General features: G+C 66.8%; 15 protein-coding genes and 1 pseudogene. 7 read left to right on the top strand and 9 right to left on the bottom strand.

Going from position 1 to position 19,553, the window contains the following annotated elements:
* The 5 genes and pseudogenes from FL344_RS34600 to FL344_RS34580 form a co-directional block, all read right to left on the bottom strand.
* Positions 1-174 (bottom strand): annotated as a pseudogene (locus FL344_RS34600) (PAS domain-containing sensor histidine kinase); the annotation flags it as partial.
* Between the two features lie 61 nt (positions 175-235).
* On the bottom strand, positions 236-1,489 hold the full coding sequence (locus FL344_RS34595) for a type II secretion system F family protein (protein WP_141621529.1): 1,254 nt from the start codon (positions 1,487-1,489) through the stop codon (positions 236-238).
* Positions 1,490-1,546: 57 nt separating this feature from the next.
* Complete coding sequence (locus FL344_RS34590) at positions 1,547-2,665, bottom strand: type IV pilus twitching motility protein PilT (protein ID WP_011555738.1); 1,119 nt, start codon at positions 2,663-2,665, stop codon at positions 1,547-1,549.
* A 43-nt stretch (positions 2,666-2,708) separates the two neighbouring features.
* On the bottom strand, positions 2,709-4,409 hold the full coding sequence (gene pilB, locus FL344_RS34585) for a type IV-A pilus assembly ATPase PilB (protein WP_011555739.1): 1,701 nt from the start codon (positions 4,407-4,409) through the stop codon (positions 2,709-2,711).
* A gap of 204 nt (positions 4,410-4,613) precedes the next feature.
* A complete protein-coding gene (locus tag FL344_RS34580) occupies positions 4,614-5,540 on the bottom strand; it encodes a bifunctional riboflavin kinase/FAD synthetase (RefSeq protein ID WP_141621528.1) in 927 nt (308 codons plus the stop codon).
* 75 nt (positions 5,541-5,615) lie between these two features.
* Here FL344_RS34580 and FL344_RS34575 point away from each other — a divergent pair, with 75 nt between their 5' ends.
* From FL344_RS34575 to FL344_RS34550, 6 genes are all read left to right on the top strand, one after another.
* Positions 5,616-6,236 (top strand): tRNA (guanosine(46)-N(7))-methyltransferase TrmB, encoded by a 621-nt coding sequence (locus tag FL344_RS34575; RefSeq protein WP_140866025.1) that lies wholly within the window; start codon positions 5,616-5,618, stop codon positions 6,234-6,236.
* 110 nt (positions 6,237-6,346) lie between these two features.
* Entirely contained in the window at positions 6,347-7,390 is a 1,044-nt protein-coding gene (locus FL344_RS34570; RefSeq protein ID WP_141621527.1) for a diguanylate cyclase, read from the top strand.
* A gap of 56 nt (positions 7,391-7,446) precedes the next feature.
* Positions 7,447-7,866: a hypothetical protein gene (locus FL344_RS34565; RefSeq protein ID WP_090490344.1), complete on the top strand. Its 420-nt coding sequence runs from the start codon at positions 7,447-7,449 to the stop codon at positions 7,864-7,866.
* A gap of 325 nt (positions 7,867-8,191) precedes the next feature.
* Complete coding sequence (locus tag FL344_RS34560) at positions 8,192-9,097, top strand: hypothetical protein (RefSeq protein ID WP_228565579.1); 906 nt, start codon at positions 8,192-8,194, stop codon at positions 9,095-9,097.
* 44 nt (positions 9,098-9,141) lie between these two features.
* On the top strand, positions 9,142-9,552 hold the full coding sequence (locus FL344_RS34555; RefSeq protein ID WP_011555745.1) for a cupredoxin domain-containing protein: 411 nt from the start codon (positions 9,142-9,144) through the stop codon (positions 9,550-9,552).
* 57 nt (positions 9,553-9,609) lie between these two features.
* On the top strand, positions 9,610-12,576 hold the full coding sequence (locus FL344_RS34550) for a helicase C-terminal domain-containing protein (protein WP_141621525.1): 2,967 nt from the start codon (positions 9,610-9,612) through the stop codon (positions 12,574-12,576).
* A 13-nt stretch (positions 12,577-12,589) separates the two neighbouring features.
* On the opposite strand, the gene FL344_RS34545 is transcribed toward FL344_RS34550, so the two are convergent.
* Positions 12,590-13,327 (bottom strand): signal protein, encoded by a 738-nt coding sequence (locus FL344_RS34545; RefSeq protein ID WP_140856711.1) that lies wholly within the window; start codon positions 13,325-13,327, stop codon positions 12,590-12,592.
* Positions 13,324-14,073, bottom strand: coding sequence for a HEAT repeat domain-containing protein (locus FL344_RS34540; RefSeq protein WP_141621524.1), 750 nt, complete (start codon positions 14,071-14,073; stop codon positions 13,324-13,326). Before FL344_RS34540 ends, FL344_RS34545 begins: the two co-directional genes overlap by 4 nt.
* A gap of 352 nt (positions 14,074-14,425) precedes the next feature.
* On the opposite strand from FL344_RS34540, the gene FL344_RS34535 reads away from it, so the two are divergent.
* The gene (locus FL344_RS34535) at positions 14,426-15,265 is read left to right on the top strand and encodes a hypothetical protein (RefSeq protein WP_141621523.1); all 840 of its coding nucleotides are present in this window, start codon (positions 14,426-14,428) and stop codon (positions 15,263-15,265) included.
* A gap of 159 nt (positions 15,266-15,424) precedes the next feature.
* Here FL344_RS34535 and FL344_RS34530 read toward each other — a convergent pair whose 3' ends face one another.
* A complete protein-coding gene (locus FL344_RS34530) occupies positions 15,425-16,105 on the bottom strand; it encodes a tetratricopeptide repeat protein (RefSeq protein ID WP_228565581.1) in 681 nt (226 codons plus the stop codon).
* A gap of 146 nt (positions 16,106-16,251) precedes the next feature.
* The coding region (locus FL344_RS34525) for an RHS repeat domain-containing protein (protein ID WP_255508263.1) at positions 16,252-19,553 on the bottom strand (3,302 nt) is incomplete at its 5' end.

Genomic DNA, 19,553 nt, shown 5'->3' with positions numbered 1-19,553 from the left:
CCCCTGCCCCTTGCGCAGCCGCAGCCCCACCACCACTGTCGACACGTACGCGATGATGATGACCGCGAGCGACAGGGTGTCCGCGTGATTCAGCTCCTGGGAAGGATGAAGGAGAAGCCGCGCCAGGGTGATGACGAGCGAGAGGCTCGCGGCGACCGTGCGGAACAACACCAACCACACGAGCCGCGAACGAAAGGCGCCCCTCTCCGACGGGCGCACGCCCACCGCTGCTGACCTACTGGATGGCGCCGGCAAGCGAGAAGATCGGCAGATACATGCCGATGAGGAAGCCACCGACCACGCCGCCGAGGAACACCATGAGGACCGGCTCAATCATCGCCGTGAGGCTGTTGATGGCCGCGTCCACCTCGTCGTCGTAGAAGTCGGCGATCTTGTTGAGCATGGTGTCCATGGCGCCCGTCGCCTCACCGACGCCGATCATCTGGACCACCATCGACGGGAACACCTTCGTCTCGGCCAGAGGCCCCGCGATGTTCTTGCCCTCGGCGATCTTCCCGCGGACGTAGATGATGGCGTCTTCCACCGTGCGGTTACCGGCCGTCTTCGCGGTAACGTCCAGCGCGTCCAGGATGGGCACGCCCGAGGAAATCATGGTCCCCAGCGTGCGGGTGAACCGGGCCACGGCCACCTTGCGGAGCACGGGGCCGAAGACGGGCATGAAGAGGAACACCTTGTCCCAGAACTTCCGGCCACGCGGCTGGCGGTAGCTCCACGTGAAGGACATCACCACCGCGGCAATCGAGCCAGCCGCATGGAAGAAGTACTCCTGCGCGAGGTGCGAGAAGTTCACGATCATCTGCGTCGGCCCCGGCAGCTCCGAGCCGAAGTCCGCGAACATCTTCTCGAAGACCGGCGTCACCTTCAGCAGCAGCACCGCCGTCACGCCGATGGCCACCAGGATGACGATGATCGGGTAGGTCATCGCGCTCTTGACCTTCGACTTGAGCTTCTCGTTTTTCTCCCGGTACGCTGCGAGCCGGTTGAGGATGGCGTCGAGGATACCGCCCACCTCACCCGCGGCGCAGAGCTGGACGTAGAGCTCGTCGAAGACCTTGGGGTGCTCCTTCAGCGCGTCCGCGAAGGTGCTGCCCTGCTCCACCTTGCCCTTGATGGCGAACAGCACCTTCTTGAAGGAAGGGTTGTCCATCTGGCTCGCGAGGATGTCGAGGCACTGCACCAGCGGGAGGCCGGCGTCGATCATCGTGGCGAACTGACGGGTGAAGACGAGGATGTCCTTGCCCTCGACGCCACCGAAGCCGGGGATCGTGATGTCCCCGTCCAGAATGCTCTTCCTGCGCACCTTGACGGGGTTCAGCCCGAGGGACTTGAGGCGCGCGTTGACGGCCTCGACGTCCATCGCCTCCATCTCACCCTTTTTCGACTCCCCGCTCTTGGTCTTCGCCTCCCAGAGGAACTGGGCGGTGGCCTTCTTGGGAGTTGATGCCGACTTCACTGCTGGGGCTGCCATGAGCTGGACCTCCGCGGGTGCCGCGCCACTCTAACCGCTGATCTCCGAATCCCGGAACTAACGACCACCCGCTCCCCCGCCTGGCCGCTGCATTCCGGGCAGGGCCCCGCCGCCACCCGTGGCCAGGATGTTGCGCAACTCCTCCGCGTCGCTAGAACGTCCGAAGGCCTCGTCCTGGGTGATGAGCCGCCGCAGCAGCAGCGCCGCCAGGGCCTGGTTGAAGGTCTGCATGCCGAACTTCGCCTGGCCGACCTGCATGGACGAGTAGATCTGGTGGACCTTGTCCTCGCGAATGAGGTTCCGGATTGCGGGGTTGGGCACCATCACCTCCAGCGCCAGGATGCGGCCAGGGCCGCCCGCCTTCGCCACCAGCGCCTGGCTCATCACGCCTTCCAGCACGAAGGACATCTGCGCGCGGACCTGCGGCTGCTGGTACGGCGGGAACACGTCCAGCACGCGGTTGATGGTCTGCACCGCGCTATTGGTGTGTAGCGTCGCGTAGCAGATGTGGCCCGTCTCCGCGATGGTGAGCGCGGCTTCAATCGTCTCCAGGTCGCGGAGCTCACCGACCAGCACCACGTCCGGGTCCTGGCGGAGGATGTACTTGAGGGCCGTCTTGAAGTTCCGCGTGTCCGCCCCCACCTCGCGCTGATTCACGAGGCAGTTCTTGTGCGGGTGCAGGTACTCGATGGGGTCCTCGATGGTCATGATGTGCTCATGACGCTCGGTGTTGATCTTGTCGATCATCGAGGCCAGCGTGGTGGACTTGCCCGAACCCGTGGGGCCCGTCACCAGGATGAGCCCGCGGGGCTTCTTCACCAGCTCCGCCACCACCGGCGGCAGGCCCAGCTCCTGGAACGTCAAAATCTTGAAGGGAATGGTCCGGAACGCCGCGGCGACCGCGCCACGCTGCATGAAGATGTTGGCGCGGAAGCGCGACAGGCCCTTCACGCCGAAGGACAGGTCCAGCTCGTTGTCCTCTTCGAACTTGTGCTTCTGGGCGTCCGTGAGGATGGAGTAGCAGAGCTGCTTCGTCTCCACCGGGGTCAGCGGCGCCGTCTTCAAGGGAACGAGCTCGCCGTCGACGCGAAGCTGCGGCGGAGAGCCGGTGGTGACGTGGAGGTCGGAAGCGCCCTTCTCGACCATCGCCTTGAGGAGCTGGTGCAGGTTGGCCACGGGGGGATGTCCTTCGGGGGGAGTGCGGTGGGAGGAAGGTTGACTAGAAGCGGTCCGGGGCGGTGTTTCCCACCACCTCTTCCAACGTGGTGGCGCCGTCCATCATCTTGCGAAGACCGCTCATGCGCAGGCTGCTCATGCCCAGGCGGATGGCCTCCTGCTTCAGCTCCGCGGCGGAGGCGCCGTTGATGACCAGCTCCTTGAGGCCGTCCCAGAACGGCATGACCTCGTAGATGGCCACGCGGCCGCGGTAGCCACGGTCGTTGCAGTCGCGGCAGCCGACCTTCTCGTACATCGTGAAGGTGCCAATCTTGTCCGGCGGAACACCGGCGTCGATGAGCGCCTGCTCGTCCACGTTCTCCGCCGGCTTCTTGCAGGCCGGGCACAGACGACGCGCCAGACGCTGGGCGAGGATGAGGTTGAGCGAGGCCGTCACGAGGAACGGCTCGATGCCCATGTTGAGCAGACGGCTCACCGTGCCCGGGGCGTCGTTGGTGTGCAGCGTGGAGAGCACCAGGTGGCCCGTGAGCGCCGCCTTCACGCCGATTTCCGCCGTCTCGAAGTCGCGGATCTCACCAATCATGATGATGTCCGGGTCCTGGCGGAGGAAGGAGCGCAGCGCCGCGGCGAAGTTCAGGCCGATGTCGTCATGCATCTGCACCTGATTGATGCCGGCGAAGTTGAACTCGACCGGGTCCTCCGCGGTGCAGATGTTGGTGTCCAGGCCGTTGAGGCTGGAGAGCGCCGAGTACAGCGTCGTCGTCTTGCCCGAGCCCGTGGGGCCCGTCACCAGCACCATGCCGTAGGGCCGGTCGATGGCCTCCTTGAACCAGGCCAGCGGCTGCGCGTCGAAGCCCAGCTTCGTCATGTCGAGCTGGAGGTTGCTCTTGTCGAGCAGACGCATCACGACCTTCTCGCCGAAGAGCGTGGGACACACGCTCACGCGGAAGTCCATCTCCTTGCCGCCGCCCATCTTGATCTTGATGCGGCCGTCCTGCGGCAGGCGCCGCTCGGAGATGTCCAGCGAGGCCATGATCTTCAAACGCGAGGTGATCGCGTTGCGCAGCTTCATCGGCGGGCGCATCACCTCGTACATCACACCGTCGATGCGGAAGCGGACGCGGAAGTCCTTCTCGTAGGGCTCGACGTGGATATCGGACGCGCGCTTCTTGATGGCGTCCATGAGGATGAGGTTCACCAGCTTGACCACGGGCGCGTCGTCCGCGGCCTTGGCCATCTCATCGATGTTCTCCGTCTCTTCCTTGGTGACCTCGATGTCGTCACCGACGTCGCCGACGATGTCCTCCAGCGACGGGCCCTTCTCCGCGTAGTAGCGCTCGATGGCCTCGCGGATGGAGACCTCGGAGGCGACCACCGTCTCGATGTTGTAGCCGGTGAGGAACTTCAGGTCGTCCACCGCGAAGATGTTGGACGGATCGCACATGGCCACGATGAGCGACGGGCCCGCGCGGTTGACGGGCACCACCAGGTGCTTCTCCGCCACTTCCTTCGGCACCAGCTTGATGATGTCCGGCTCGACGTCGAAGTCCTTCAGGTTGATGGCCGGCACGCCGTATTGCTTGGAGAGGAAGTCGGTCAGCTTCGACTCCTCGATGGCGCCCGTCTTGACGAGCGCGGTGCCGATGCGCGTGCCGTTCTTCTGCTGCTCTTCCTGGGCCTTGCGCAGCTGCTGCACGGAGATGAGGTTCTCGCGAACCAGCAGTTCACCGAGTCGACCGGACATTCGTTGATGCCTCTTCCTTGAAGAAGAAAGAAGCGGGCGGGGGCCCGCCTCCGAGCTCAAAGACGCTGGAGCGGTGCCCGGGTGATCCACACCCCATGGCACGGTTCCTGATTGCGAATTAGAGGGGAGCCGCGCGCGCGCGTCAAGGCGCCCTCGCCTGCTCCCCTGCTGTCACAAACCGTTGAACGGACACGGGAAAATTGCTCAGCTCTCCTCGCGCGCAATCACGGCGCGCGCGGCCTCCACGTCACGCTTGATCTGCCCCGTCAGCTCCACCACCGAACCGAAACGCTGCTCGGGGCGCAGACGGTCGAGGAACTGCACGCGCAGCTCCTTCCCGTACAGATCACCGGTGAAGTCGAGCAGGTGCGCTTCGATCGTCACCTCCGTGCCGCCAAAGGTAGGCTTCACACCGATGTTCGCCGCACCGCCATGCCAGGTGCCCTTTGACTCGCCCGGCAGGTGGACGCGGATGGCATAGACCCCCGGTGCGGGGCGCAGCTCGTTCTGCGTGTCCACGTTCGCGGTGGGAAAGCCGATGCCCCGCCCCCGCCCCGCGCCCGTCACCACCGTGCCGTCCAGGTCGAAGGGACGGCCCAGCAGCCGCCGCGCCGCGGACACGCGCCCCTCCAGGATGTACTCGCGAACGCGCGATGACGACGCCACCACACCATCCACCGTGACGGGCGGAACCACGTGCACCGTGGCGCCACGCCGGGCCGCGGCCTCGCGCAGCGTCTCCGCAGTGCCGCGCCGGGCCGAGCCGTAGGTGAAGTCACTGCCCACCACGACGTGCGCGACGCCGAGCGCGTCGAAGAGCGCTGCCTCGAAGTCCGCGGGCGGCGTGCGCGCGTATTCGCGCGAGAAGGGTTGCACCACCGCGGCGTCCAGCCCGAACTCCTCGAACAGCTCCAGCTTGCGCGGCAGCAGGGTGATGAGCTTCGGCGCCAGCTCTGGCTGGAGCACCTTGCCTGGATGGGGATGGAAGGTGAAGGCGGCGGCCCGCCCGTGGCGGCGCGCCTCCGCGAAGAGGGCCTGATGGCCCACGTGCACACCGTCGAAGTTGCCCAGCGCGAGTGCCTGTCCGGCCAGCGCCCGGCCCGCGTCCGCCACCGCAGGGAAGACCTTCATGGGCTCCCGTATACTCCAGGCCTCGCGTTTTTCCCTGGCCAAACCCGTCGTCGCCGTGGTTGGTGGCGCCCGCCCATGTCCCGTCCTCGCCTGCTCCCCGAGCCCGTCGGCCTCAAGTTCGTCACCCAGGAGACCCCGCCGGACTGGGACGCCGAATTCGGCTTCAGCGGGCCGCTCGAACTGGAAATCGGCTCCGGCGCGGGCGGCCACGCCCTGGAATACTGCCGCCGCCACCCCGAGGTGCGCTTCGTCGCCTTCGAGTGGCGCAAGAAGTACGCGCGCGACACCCAGGACCGCGCGGACAAGGCGGGCCTGCGCAACCTGCGCGTCATCGAATCCGACGCCCGCTTCATCGTGCCCCGCATCTTCGCGCCCGATTCGCTCGCCGCCATCCACCTCCAGTTCCCCGACCCCTGGTGGAAGCGCTCCCACGCCAAGCGCGCCGTGATTCAGCCCGCGTTCGCCGAACTGCTGTACGGCAAGCTCGCACCGGGTGGACTCTTCGACATGCGCACCGACGTCCAGGACCGCGGCGTGACGATGCTCGCCATCTTGGAATCCGCTGGATTCAAGAACCCCCTGGGTTCAGGTGTTTTCCATCCCTATGACCCGGAGGAAGTGCCCTCCACGCGAGAGCGGCGCTACCTGGCCAGCGGGGAGCCCGTGTACCGGGCGCGGCTACTGAAGCCTGCCTGACGTCGCGCCACGGGGGCGCGCCGAGCCTCTTGCATCCCAGGTACGGGCAGTGAGAATGGCGGGCAACCCCGCACCGCGCGCGGGACGACTGCACCGGGGGCGAGACATTCATGGCGGATGGCGAACGGAAGAGGACGCTGGAGGTCGCCCGCCGTGCCCCCCTCGCAGGGGAACTCAGTGGCCGCACGGTGCTCCTCGTGGACGATGACCCGGTGCATCTCCGGCACGTTCGCGACGGACTGGCCCCTCACGGTTACGTCTTCACCGAGGCCCATGACGGCGCCCAGGCGCTGTCCGCCATCCGGGAGTCCCGCCCCGACCTCATCCTCATGGACGTGGAGATGCCGGGACTGGGTGGCGTGGAGGTGTGCCGCATCATCAAGGCGAACGCGGGCGAGGACGGTTTCGGCTTCATCCCCGTGATTCTCATGACGGCCCGGCAGGCCGCGGGAAAGGTGGAGGGACTGGAGCTGGGGGCGGATGACTACCTGGTGAAGCCCTTCGACATGCTCGAGCTGTCGGCCCGCGTGAAGTCCATGCTGCGGCTGAAGGCGTTGCAGGACGCGCTGGTGGAGAAGAACCGGGAGCTGGACCGCGCCAACAAGGAGCTGGCAGCGCGGCGCGAAGAGCTGCTGGCGCTCACCCGCACGGATGCACTCACCGGCCTGTCGAACCGGCGCGCCCTGGAAGAGCGGCTGAACGACGAGTTCGCCCGCTCGCGGCGTTATGGCGCGCCCCTGTCCCTGGTGATGCTGGACATCGACCACTTCAAGCGCATCAACGACAGCTTCGGGCACCCCTTCGGAGACCACGTGCTGAAGGCCGTGGCCCAGACAGCGAGGGCGCGGCTGCGGGAAGTGGACCTGCTGGCGCGCTACGGCGGCGAGGAGTTCATCGCCCTGCTCCCGGAGACAGGCCCCGCGGACGCGCTCCGGGTCTGCGAGCGGGTGCGCGACGCCATCGCCGCCCTGGAACTGGAGCATGTGGGCGGGAGTGGCAAGCCGCAGTGCGTGCGGCTGACCGCGTCATTGGGCGTGGCCACGGTGCCGTCGAGCGACCTCCCGAGCGCGGAGGCGCTGCTGCGGGCTGCCGACGCCAGCCTCTATGCGGCCAAGGGAGCGGGCCGCAATCGCGTCCATCAGCACGCCGCGTGACATGTCCGAACCTCGGGCTTTCCCCCGGCGGCGCTTTGACCTAAACCCCTGTCCCCATGCGTCTCTCCGCGACGATGCCCTGGCTGGTAGCGCTGGTCCTGCTGCTGAGCCTGGGTGGCTGCAACCGGCCGCGCTTCGGCACCCCGCAGGACGCCTACACGTCCTTCCACCGGCTGGTGAAGCGAGGGGAGCTGCAGCAGGCGTGGGGCGCGCTGTCCAAGCCCACCCAGGACGCGCTGGCGAAGCGTGCGCAGGTGGTGGGAGAGGCCTCCGGGGGTGAAGAAAAACCGGAGCCCATGGCCCTCTTCTTCGCGAATGTCCCTCCGCCTCCGGATGTTACGGAGGTCTCACTGGTCCGGGAGGAGGGAGACGTCGCGACAGTGCTCGTGCGCGCGGGAGAAAGCTCCCACGAGGTCCGGATGGTCCGTGAGCCGTCCGGGTGGAAGGTCGACCTTTCAGCATCCCTCCAGCCGTAAAGCCGGGCATGCCCGGAAAACTCGCATCAGGTAACGTACGACTGTGAACGACAGGAAGACACGGCGGGTGATTCCCGCGGTCGAAGTCATCCGGCGCCCGGCAACGACGCCCGGCACTGCCGCTCCGACCCCGACTCCGGCGCCCACGCCGCGCCCCACGCCTACCCCGCGCCCCACGGGCGTGGCGCCCACGCCCCGGCCTGCTGCTGGCTCGGCGCCCCTGCCGACGCCTCGTCCCGCGCCCACGGGGACCGCCCCGGTGCCCCGCCCCACCCCGGTGGCAGCGCCAGCGACAGCGGTCCCCACGCCCCGCCCGACGACGAGCGTGACGCCTGGCGCCCGCCCGCTGGCTCCTCGCCCCACCGGCCCTGGCACGGGTGCGCCTCCGGGCAGAGCCCCCGGTGGCGGATTCGGCGGACGCCCCGGCGGCTTCCGGCCATCCACGCCCCGGCCGCCCCCCACGCCCGAGCAGATTCAGGCGCTGGCGGTGCGCGAGCGCGTCCCCGCCCGCATCGCGAAGGGCGAGCTGGAAGGGAAGATGAAGTGCCGCATCTGGCGCAAGCTGCACGCCGAGGAGGCGAAGCGCTTCGACCAGGTGTACGAGCTGATGGGCCAGACGCCCAGCCTGTCCCTGGGTGACGCCTTCGGCGTGCTCCAGAGCGGCATGACGGTGGCCGAGTTCATGGCCCGCAAGGAGCGCACCCAGCGCAAGGCGGCCATCAAGCAGGCGCGCGGCGAGGTCGAAAACGCCGTGGTGGCGGACTTCCTGGCCGGGCTCATCAGCGACAAGGCAGAAGTCTCCGTGGTGCTGGCGGAGCGCTCCCTGCTGGACACGCTGCAGGCGGAGGAGCCCATCGCCTTCACGCTGGAGCGCACGGGCCGCCTGGAGAAGCTCCAGGTGGTGCTGCTGGCCCGGCGCACGGACTGGGAGCGGCTGCTGCCCGGTCTGGAGCGCGATGCCAAGCTGACGCAGAAGCCGTCCGCGGTGGCGCGTCAGCCGGACAAGCGCCCCCACTCGGACCCGCGCGCCTTCCTGGACCACATCGGGCAGACGGTGCGGATGGTGCTGCGCAACGGCATCACCCTCCAGCTTCCGCTGATGCGCGTGGGCCGGTTCGACCTGCTGCTGGGCGAGGAGGGCCACGAAGTCTTCGTCCCGCTCCACGCCCTGCTGCGCTTCGAGCCCGTCACCTCCACCTCCGACGAGAGTGCCCCCGCGGACGAGGCCTGAGGGCCATCCCCGCGGGGCGTACGCCCCACACCGCCGAGACATCCATGCGTCAGTTCATCTCCCGCATCATCAAGCCCTGGCTCGCCCTGGCCGCGACGGCCGCCATGGTGGGCATCACCCAGCAAGGGTGCACGAAGGACGCCGACGCGGCGAAGGCGCCCGCGGTCCCCGAGAAGCGGGAGAACGGCGTGCGCATCGTCGAGCTCTCCGTCACCGAGAAGGGCTACGAGCCCAGCCCGGTGAGCCTCAAGAAGGGCGAGCCGGTGAAGCTGGTGGTGACGCGCAAGACGGACCACACCTGCGCCACCGAGGTCGTCATGGACGGCTACGACATCAACACGCCGTTGCCGCTCGACCAGCCGGTGGAGATTGCCTTCACGCCGAAGGAGTCCGGCAAGCTGGTGTACGGCTGCGCCATGAACAAGATGATTTCCGGCGTTTTCATGGTCGACTGACGGACGCTGGTCGATTTCTAGGCAGCGCCGCCGAGAGGAGTAGTCTCCGCGGCCTGAATGGGCGGCGCGGCGGAGCTCTTCACCCGACATGTGTTCCTCGACCTCGAAACCACGGGGTTGGATCCGCGCGTGGACGAGGTCATCGAGCTGGGCTGCATCTTCTTCGAGAACGGGCGCGAGGTGGAACGCTTCGCGCGCCTGTACTCGGCGTCGCGGCCCCTCCCCCTCACCATCCGGCGGCTGACGGGCCTGACGGACGCGGACCTCGAAGGGCATCCGCGCTTCGGCACCGACATCGCCGAGCTTCGCGAGAAGCTCTCCGGCTGGACGGTGGTGGCGCACAACGCGCCCTTTGAAAAAGGCTTCCTGCCGGACCTGCTGGGGCCCATCCGCGCCCCGGTGCTCGACTCGTGCGAGCTGATGCACTACCTGCACCCAGAGCTGCCCAGCCACTCGCTGGAGTCGCTGCTGCGCTGGGGCGGGCTCGCGTTGAGGCAGCCGCACCGCGCGGTATCGGACTGCGAGGCGGTGTACTCGGTGCTGGTGCACGCCATGGAGCGCTGCGTCCGCGAGGGCCGTGGCGATGACGTGGTGGACCTGCTCGCCGCGTTGGACCCGCGCAAGGGCGCGGAGCTGCGCCTGGCGATGGAGGGCGTGGGCCTGAAGGACGGCGCGAGCGGCGCGTTCGACTATGAGGAATGGCCGCTGGTGGACCTGCTGTCGCGTCTGGCCGCCGCGTGCCGTGAAGAAGCTGCGCCGCTGTCGCTGGAGGCCCAGGGCTTCCTTCGTGGGAAGCCAGAGCGGCGGCGCGCGGGAGGCGCCACGGCGCTGCCCGAGCCAGAGGCGGATGCCCCCGTGCTTCCAGTCCGTCCGGACGAGGTCTCAGCGCTGCTGGGCGGTGGCGGCGCGCTGGAGCAGGCCGGTGAAGGATTCATGAGCCGGGCCGCGCAGCTCGACGTGGCGCAGGCGGTGGCGCGGGCGCTGTCGGACGGCGGGCAACTCGCGGTGGAAGCCGGCACGGGCACGGGCAAGTCGCTGGCGTACCTGGCTCCCGCCGCCCTCTTCGCGGCGCGAAACGGACGCAAGGTCGGCGTGGCGCCGCACACCAAGACGCTCCAGGACCAGCTCCTGGAGAAGGACCTGCCTCGGCTTCACCGCGCCACGAAGGGCGCCTTCGGCTACGCCCTGCTGAAGGGCCAGACGAACTACCTGTGCCGCCGCCGCGCGCTGGAAGCCACTCGGGTGGAGCCTGGCATGGGGCACTCCGCGCGCGCCCCCCGGGCGTATCTGCGTGCGTACCTGCGTCGCAGTGGCGAAGGAGACCTGGACCGCCTGAGCCACTGGTTCCGCGAGCGCTTCCCGGTGCTGATGGCGCTGGTGCCCGCCGTGCGCTCCGAGGCGTCGACGACGCTGGGCGAGAAGTGCCCACACTTCCACCGCTGCTTCTATCACTCGGCCGTGGCGCAGGCCCGTGAGGCGGACGTGCTGGTCATCAACCAGTCGCTCGCCTTCGCGTGGCCCGCGCGCTACCCGAAGCTGGACCACCTGGTTCTCGACGAGGCGCACGAGGTGGAGGATGTCGCCACCACCGCGCTGACGCTGGAGCTGTCGGACCTTGCCTTCCTCCGCCTCACCGAGCGGCTGCATGGCAGGGACGGACGGCGCGGCCTGTTCGCCGAGCTGCGCAAGGCGCTGAGCGCTTCGCGCCGGACGGAGACACGGTCGCTGATGGGCGAGGTGGAGGATGGCCTTCGCCGGTTGCTTGACGACGCGCGCGACCTCGGTGCGCGCGTGACGGAGCTGTGCGAGCCCACCGCCACAGCCGTGGGCGAGGACCCAGATGAAGGTGCGTACTCTCCGGAGCTGCGCATCACCGCGACCGTGCGCGCCCTGCCCACCTGGGAACCGGTACGCGAAGGACTGGAAGGCGTGCGCGGCGCGCTCCAGGCGCTGCATGTCCTGCTGTCCGTGCGCGTGCTGGCCGCCCTTCCTGAGCTGGCGGCCCGACAACCCGCGCTGGAGCGGGAGCTGTCTGGTGCCACCACCGAGCTTGGCGAACTGGCGGTGCTCGCGGGCGAGCTGTCCGGAGAAGCCGCGCCAGGACGGTGCTACGCGGCCACCGCGGAACCGAAGCGGCAGCGGTGGAGCTTGAGCGCCCAGCCGGTGGATGTCTCCGCCTACGTGTCGAAGGACTTCGCGGAGAGCAAGCGCACGCTGGTGCTCGCATCCGCCACGCTGGGCACTGGCGACGGCTTCCCCTTCGTCCTCCGGCGCTTGGGTCTCGACGGGCGCGGAGGCCGACCTGCGCCCCGACTGGTCCGCGCGGCCACGCCCTTCAAGCTGCATGAGCAGGCGCTGGTCGTGCTCGTCACCGATGCGCCTCGTGCGCACGAGGAAGCCTTCGTGGAGTGGGCCTCGCTCCGGATTTCGGGCCTGGCCCAGACGATGGGAGGCCGGGTGCTGGGGCTGTTCGCGTCGACGCGCCGCATGGAGCGCGTGGGCACGAGCGTCCGCGGACGGCTGGACCCACTGGGCATCGAGGTGCTGCGGCAGTCACGCGGGCACAGCCGCTCGCTGGCGGCACGGCAGGAGAAGGACACGGGCACCGTGCTGCTGGGGACCAAGAGCTTCTGGCAGGGCGTGGACATCCCCGGTCGCGGCGTCGGCTGCGTGTTCATCGACAAGCTGCCCCTGGAGCCCGCCATGCGTCCGCTGGTGGCCGCACGCGAGGAGCCCCTCTCTCGCAGCGGCGGCGAATACATGGGCTTCCTCCACTACCGGCTTCCCCGCGCCCTGCTGCAACTGCGCCAGGGCGTGGGCCGGCTCATCCGGGCGACGACGGACCGGGGCGTGGTCATCATCTCGGACCCGGGACACCCCAGCTACCGCGGCCACCTGATGAACGCGCTGGAGGGCTATCGCGTCGAGGCGCTTCCGTGGGCCCAAGCGCGCCTGCGCATCCACGCGATGCTGAAAGAGACGGGACTCACCGTGGAGTCAGGACCCGCGCGGTCCTGGGGGTGAGCCCCGGAAGGGCTCAGTCTTCGAGCCGGGTGCGGTAGCGCGCATCCAGGGCGCGCAGCTCGTGGATGAGCTCGGGGGAAGCGCCCGTGCGCTCCGCGGCCAGGAGGACGTTCGCCAAGGTCCTCGCGTCCTCCTCGTTCTGCTCGCGGAGGCGCTGCACCATCTTCCGCGTGGCATCGAAGAGGTCCTGGAGGTCGTCGCCATCCCGGAGCCCGTGCTGGGGTGGACGCAGCCGGCCGTCGTGGACCTCCTGCACCATGCGGCGGATGCGGAAAAGCGGGCCCGCCACCTTGTGCGTCACCACGATGGTCCCCAATCCCACCACCGCGATGAAGGCCACCAGAAAGCCCCCCAGCGCCCACCAGGTGAGCTTCTGCTGCCGCTCCAGCTCAGCGCGTTGGGCAACGATGGCGGCACGCTCGGCCTCGTAGGCCGCGTCGATGGCCCCTGCCTTCTCGCGGAAGCTTGCCTCGAACGTGGGGTCGTCCATCCGAGTCAGCAGTTCGTTGGAGAGCGTGGCGCCGGACAGCTCGCGGCTGACCTCCGCCGCGCGGGAGCGGGCCTCCACCGCCGTCGCGGTCTCGCGCATCAGCGCCTGCGCGCCTCTCACGAGGAACACGCCCAGCAGCGCCGACAGCACGAGCGTCACCGAGACGATGTACGCCGTCAGCTTGAGCTGGAAGCCCGTTTCGAGAAGGAAGTTGCGCCAGCGCCGCTTGGCTGGCGTCAGGGGCGCCGTGGTCGTCGTCATGTCTCGCTGCTCCACTCGAAGGTCTCCGCCGCTTCCTCCACCGCGCGAGGTACCAGCGCCTTGAGGAGATCGCCAGGCTGAGCGCCCGCGGCATTCACTTCCACCTGCCCCATCAGCGACAGGTCCGGGTAGGTGAGGCACACCAGCGCCACCCGCAGTCCGCCACCGTCCGTCGCATGAAGCTCCGGGGTGATGCGGTAGCCCCGCACCCGAAGCTTCTTCAGCGTGCCCTTCGCCGCCGCCTTCGTCTCCTTCGCGGGCGCGAGCTGGGCCCCGCTCCGCATCAGTCGCGAGCGCAGCCGCGCCTCCGTCGCCTTCACCAGGTCGGCGGGGAGCTTGCCCGTGCGGTCCTTGACCGCCTCGAGATGCACGTAGAAGCGCGGCGGGCGGGACTGGTACTCCTTCAGGGCCCCCACGGCTTCGCGCACCGCCGCCTGGACCGACGCGTCCGCATCCGCCTTGTGGGCCTGGAGGCAGTCGAGCCCACCGGGCTCCAGCAGCTTCGCCAGCCCCTTCGCCGCGGCCGCGCGCACCAGCTCGCTCTCGTCCTTCAAGCCGTTGCACAGCAGCGGCACGGCCTCCGGGTCCTCCGTCGCTCCGAGCACCAGCGCCGCCTGCGAGCGCGAGCGCGGGTCCTTGCTCTTCTGGAGCTGCTTGCCCAGGAAGGCAATACGGGAGTCACCCTGAGCCAGGGCCGCGCAAGGCGCGAGGAGCAGCAGGACGAGGGCGGAGGAAAGCAGCTGCATGCGCAGGGAAGGAGTCCGGAGAGTCTAACGCCGTCTGACGATTGGCGAACAGTTGCATGGCCTTGCACATGGAAGACAGTGGGTCATGGCGACTCCCGCCCGGAGGGCCGTCCCCGCCTCTGTCAGCCCGGGTGTCTGTTCAGACCTGGGGATGCGCTGGGAAGGACACGGCGCGGGGGCGCGAACCCGGGCGGCATGTCCACGGCACAGCGGCTCGGGCTCGGCCCCTGAGGCCCCCACAACCGGTGCCTCCCACCTCCTCCACGGCAGCAGGACTGGCAGGAATCGAGCCATCCGCTCGGGGATGTGGCCTTCATGGGGTAATGTGCGCGTCTCCAGGAGGGCTCACCAGGTGTCTTTCACGTCCCGGTTGGAAGGTCTGCTCCAGAACGTGGGGTTGGGCGGTATCGTGGGTGAGGTGCGCGCGCGCCTCGGACTCAAGGAGTCCCGAGATACAGCCGCGCCCCGGGCCTCGGACTTCCCGTCACCTCCTCCCCGTGGCGCCACGCAGCAGACCGTGGTCGAGCGCACGCCGCGTCCCAGGCCAGTCGTCTCCCAGCCGTCCGACGACGCGCCGCCGGAGCCGACCGTGGCAGAGCGCACTCCGCCGCGTGGTGCGGTAACCACCGATGCTGTCGCACCTTCGGCGGCCCAGGCCGCTACGCCTGAGCCTTCCCGAAAGGTGACGGCGAAGGCGCCTCGCACGGGGGCGAAAAAGAAGAAGCCCGCAACACGGCAGGTGCAGAGCAGCACGGGAGCCAAGTCGGAGAAGCGGACGGCCCGCCCGGCCACGAAGACGAAGAAGCGAGCGCGCCCCGATAAGAAGGCCGGTTCGCCCGCGACTGGAAATGGTGGCACCGCCGTGGACCAGTTGCTGTCCGCGTTGCGCAGCCATCCGCGGCAGCAGGATTTCATCGCTGCAGGCAAGCAGAAGGACCAGCTCGTGCGGTCACTCATCCCCCTCTATCTCGCACGCTCGCTGGATGCGGAGTTCGAGGTGACCTCTGGAACGACGTCGCGCTTCTGGGGGGAGCTGGGTGTCACCTACGCCGCGCCGAACGCGGCCAAGGCGCTCCGCCTGCACGGTGGTTACGCACAGGACACCCAGAAGGGCAAAGCCATCACGGCTCGGGGCGTCCAGTACGTGGAAGAAATGCTGAGTCGTTTCGGGAACGCCTCTTCGGGCACCTGACTGGCGAGTGGATGGCATGGACACCTGGGCGCGGCGGGCTCCGCCGTTTGCATTTCCTCCTCGACGGCACGCCCTGGCATTCACCACCCCGGAATTATTGATGCACCAAGTTGACTACAATCAGGTCGCCCGCTGACGCATCCACTCCCGGCGCGCCCGCTACACCTCGAAGCCCAATTCTTTCAAATAGTCTGCGGACCGAGAATGGCCCAGAGCTGCGGCCAACCTGAGGTACCGAGCTGCGCGTGTCCTGGATTTGGGCACGCCATTGCCTTCCCCGTACATCTGTCCCAGGCTAAAGAGGGCACTGGCGTTACCTTGTTCTGCGGACTGTTGGTACCACCTGAGAGCCCCCAGTATGTCTGTAGAGCCCCCGACACCATTGAGACACATCCAACCCAGGACGCATTGGGCATCGGCATTTCCCGCGTCAGCGGCCTTCTTGTAGATTTGAATGGCTCGTCCTAGATTCTTCCGGACGCCTCGGCCCTGCTCGTAGGCAAATGCGACGTAGAGCAAGGCCTTCACATTCCCTAACCGTGCACTTTCCCGGTAAAGCGCAACGGACTCCTTCAGCTTCTCCTTATCGGAGCTCTGGACGAGCAGTGCCGCCAGGTTCATTCGAGCCGGAGGGAATCCCAGGGATACAGCACGCCTGTACCAATACTCGGCAAGCCTCCGATTCGGCCGGATGCATGGTCCCTTCTCGTAGGACAAAGCCAGATTGAAAGCGGCAACCCCGTCCCCCAGGCCTGCGGCCTTCCGCATCCATCGGAATGCGTGCCGCACATCCTGGGGAACACCATCCCCGTACAGGAGATGGAGGCCGGCATTCGTCATGGCCTCCACTCTGCCTGCCCGGGCCGCCATCAGATAGGCGTGGAAAAGTGCATCACGCGCCCCCTCCGGAACCTCTTCCAGGTCCCAGGCCCGCTCCATCGCCTCGACCGCCAACGGCGCGACAATGCCCCTTCGGCCTCTGCGGACTATTTCTTTCCGTTGAACCAATCGTCGAATCCCGGAGGCTTGGGTTTAATTGTCTTCTTTCCCGTTTGAGGATGCTTAAACTCTACCTTATCGGGCCGCCCTCGAACCGGCCTGTAGTGCTTAAATGCGTTATCTGACCCGCTCTCCTTGCCTGAGAAGTTTCGCTCCCCCTTCCCCATCGGGCAAGCATTCGGGGGCGCTGGCGGATTCATGACGGGATCATCCGCCGTCTGTTCCGGCCACGGAAAACTAGGACACGAGCCTGGATGAGTGGCGCAATAGGCAATGATTCCCACTGCCGCCGTCCCTACCGCCGCACCGACGAGTGCACCTACCGGACCTCCCACAACGGCTCCCGCCATGGCACCCGCGACCGGATTTTCCCCTGTGGGATCACGATAGCTCAAGGGGTTGTTCGAGGCATATGCATAAGGCGGCAATCCCTGCCCCATAAGCGCATAAGCTTGAAGCATCGCAGGATTCTGCACGAACGGCTCCTCCTGAAGGAAACGTCCTGTGGCCGGCTCATAGTAGCGAGCCCGAAAGTAGAATAGCCCCGTTCCGTCATCCTCCCGCCCCGTAAACGTCTGAGTATTTGCGGTCGTTAGCCCCGTAGACAGCGCCATTCCGTACGGCTCGTAGGAGTACATCGAGCTCAGGCTGCCGGCACCATCAACGAGCGCCACTGTCGTTCCCATGACCTCCGACAAGAAGTCATAGGAACCGCTGGAGGACGTCTGGCTATAAACTTCGTCCAGCCCAAATCCCGTCAACAAGTCACGCGTTCCCGCCAGGGACTTAACCTGAATGAAATTGTCCCCACTATAGAGATAGTCCTCCACGACGCCGAACAACATCGTGCGTGAACGCCTTCCCGTGGGCTCATACTCGAACGTCGCCAACGCTCCGGGACCCTCGACGATCTGAACCAACTGATTGCGCGCATCCCAGCTATAGGTTCTCGCGCCATCCGACACAAGATTGCCATTGGCGTCGTAGGCTCGAGGCTGACCATTCCAGACTGTCAACTGGCTGGCCGCATCGTAGACAGCGCCAGAGGCCGTCAGCGGCAATCCCGTGCGTGCAAGGGTGCCACCGACTGAGACGCGATTCCCGTCTCCATCGTAGGTGTAGTGCAGGTCTCCCACCACAGACATCCCCTGCCGATACTCAATTGCGGAGAGTCGCCCAGCAGTGTCGTAGGCGTAATGCTGGGATACCCCGTTAGGCAGAGAAATGGACTGCCGACGACCCACCGTATCATGGGCAAAAGCCACTGTACGCCCCCCCTGCGCGATGGCGGTCAACCGGCCGGCGTTGTCGTGGGTATAAATTACCTGAGAGTGCCCAGTGGCATTCATGGTCGCCAGTTGGCCCACGGCGTCATAAGTATAGTCCACAGTCCCATTCGGCGACACCTCCTGGACGAGCCGGTCCAGGCCATCATGTGCCTGGGTGATAATGGCTCCCAAACTGTCCTCCATTCGGACAAGGCGCCCCCCCAGGTCGTACTCGACGGCGATGCTGTTTGCATACACCGTCGGCGCAGACACCGTGGCGCCAAAACCCACCAGGACCGTCTCGCCAGCGGAGTTATAGCTCCACCCACTCACCTGCCCCTTACGATCTTTGAATGCCTGCAGGCGACCTGCGGTGTCATATGTGAACGTCTCGATGCGCCCCAACGGGTCCATCCGCTCGGAGAGCAGGCCCAGGTTGTTGTAGGCATAAAGGGTCGCCTGGCCGCGGGCATCCGTCGAGGACACAACCCTCCCAGATCTGTCGTAGGCGAACTCGACGACGTGACCGCTGGCATTGATGTACTTGAGCAGCCGATCGCTGCCATCGTACTCGTACCGGTCGACATGCCCTGCGGGGCTGCGCCGGGTGACAACGCGCCCTAGGGCATCGTGGGAAAACTCCGTGGTCAGGTCCCCGCCATTCGTCACCGCGATGATGTCCGCGCCTTCATAGGTGAAGGTGAGGAGAGCGTCCGTACCGACACGCACCGTGATCAGACGCCCCAAGGAATCATGTGTGTACTCTAGGGTCCGCCCCGTTGGGTCCTCGATGCGCCTCAGGTTGCCCCGAGCGTCGTACTGGTACTCGGTGATATGGCCAAGTGCGTCCTGGACGGTCGAGAGCTGATTGGTCGCGCTATATGCGTACTGCGTTGACACCGCCTGCGGCGTGCCCGCGAGACTGGTCACCCGGGTGATGTTGCCCCAGGCGTCATGTTCGAATTCGGTTCGCCTCCCCAGTGAGTCAATGACGGCTTTCCGCCTCCCATTGGACAGATCAAGCTCGAAGCTCGTCGTGCGCTCCTCGGGCGCGCCAAGTGGATATGTGTCATAGATGATGTACCCCGAATAGAACGACACGCGCCGCGTTTGCCCCGAGCGGTCCTTCACGTCAGTGCGGTTGATCTGCTCCCCCTCACGGACATTGCAGGCGCCGTTAGGCACGCAGTCAGCGATCATCTCCACTAGATAAGTGAACTCGTAGGTGCTGCCATCAGCCAGCGTCTGTCTGGAGACGCGACCCTTCGCCCCGTACTCATTGTGGACGACGAGTCGATCCTCCGCGTCCACCACCGTCTCAATGTAGTTGGAATCGTTGTACGTGTATTTGCGAACCGCCCCTACTGCGTCTGTGACCTGAGTCAGCCGCCCCTGCGTGTCGTAGGTATAGGTGACGATTCTTCCGGCATTGTCCCGAGCCTGGGTGGCCAAACCGTTATAGAGGCCCGAGCCAATGGTGAACTCCACCCAGCGGCCAGACGGCCCGGTGACACGAGTAATTGGGCCTGAGTACCCACTCTGGCGAGTGATGGTCAGGGCATTTCCGTTGCGATCCTCGATCCGCTCCAGACGATGAGCGTGGTTGAACGTCCAGCGGCGACCATCCCGGAACCACAGGTCCCAGCCAAGGATGTCGGCATTATAAACGATGCGCGAGCCGGACCACGGACCTGGGTAGGTCGTCTCGAAGATGGCGCTCTGCGAAGTTGTTCCGGGAGACACCCGTTCATAGCGGATGCGCGTTCCGTCTGGATTGACTAACTCATACTCAGTGAAGGCCGCCGTTGCTCGCCAGAGGTACTGCTCGTAGTTACCGGCCATGCCCACCCCAAATTGCCTGCGGGTCAAGTCCAGTGAGCGATAGGTACGCTCCACTTGAATGGGAAGGATGTCCGCGATGAACAAGTCCAACTCGCGGTTGAGGAATTGGCCGGAGGCGAGCTGGACGGGGTCGCCACCTGTCGGACTTCCAGGCCCCCCGGCGGAGCCCCCCCCACAGT

This window comes from Myxococcus sp. AB036A (genome assembly GCF_006547355.1).
Lineage (GTDB): Bacteria > Myxococcota > Myxococcia > Myxococcales > Myxococcaceae > Myxococcus > Myxococcus virescens.
The sequence above is the reverse complement of the archived record's forward strand: the minus strand, read 5'-3'. Positions and strand labels throughout refer to the sequence as shown.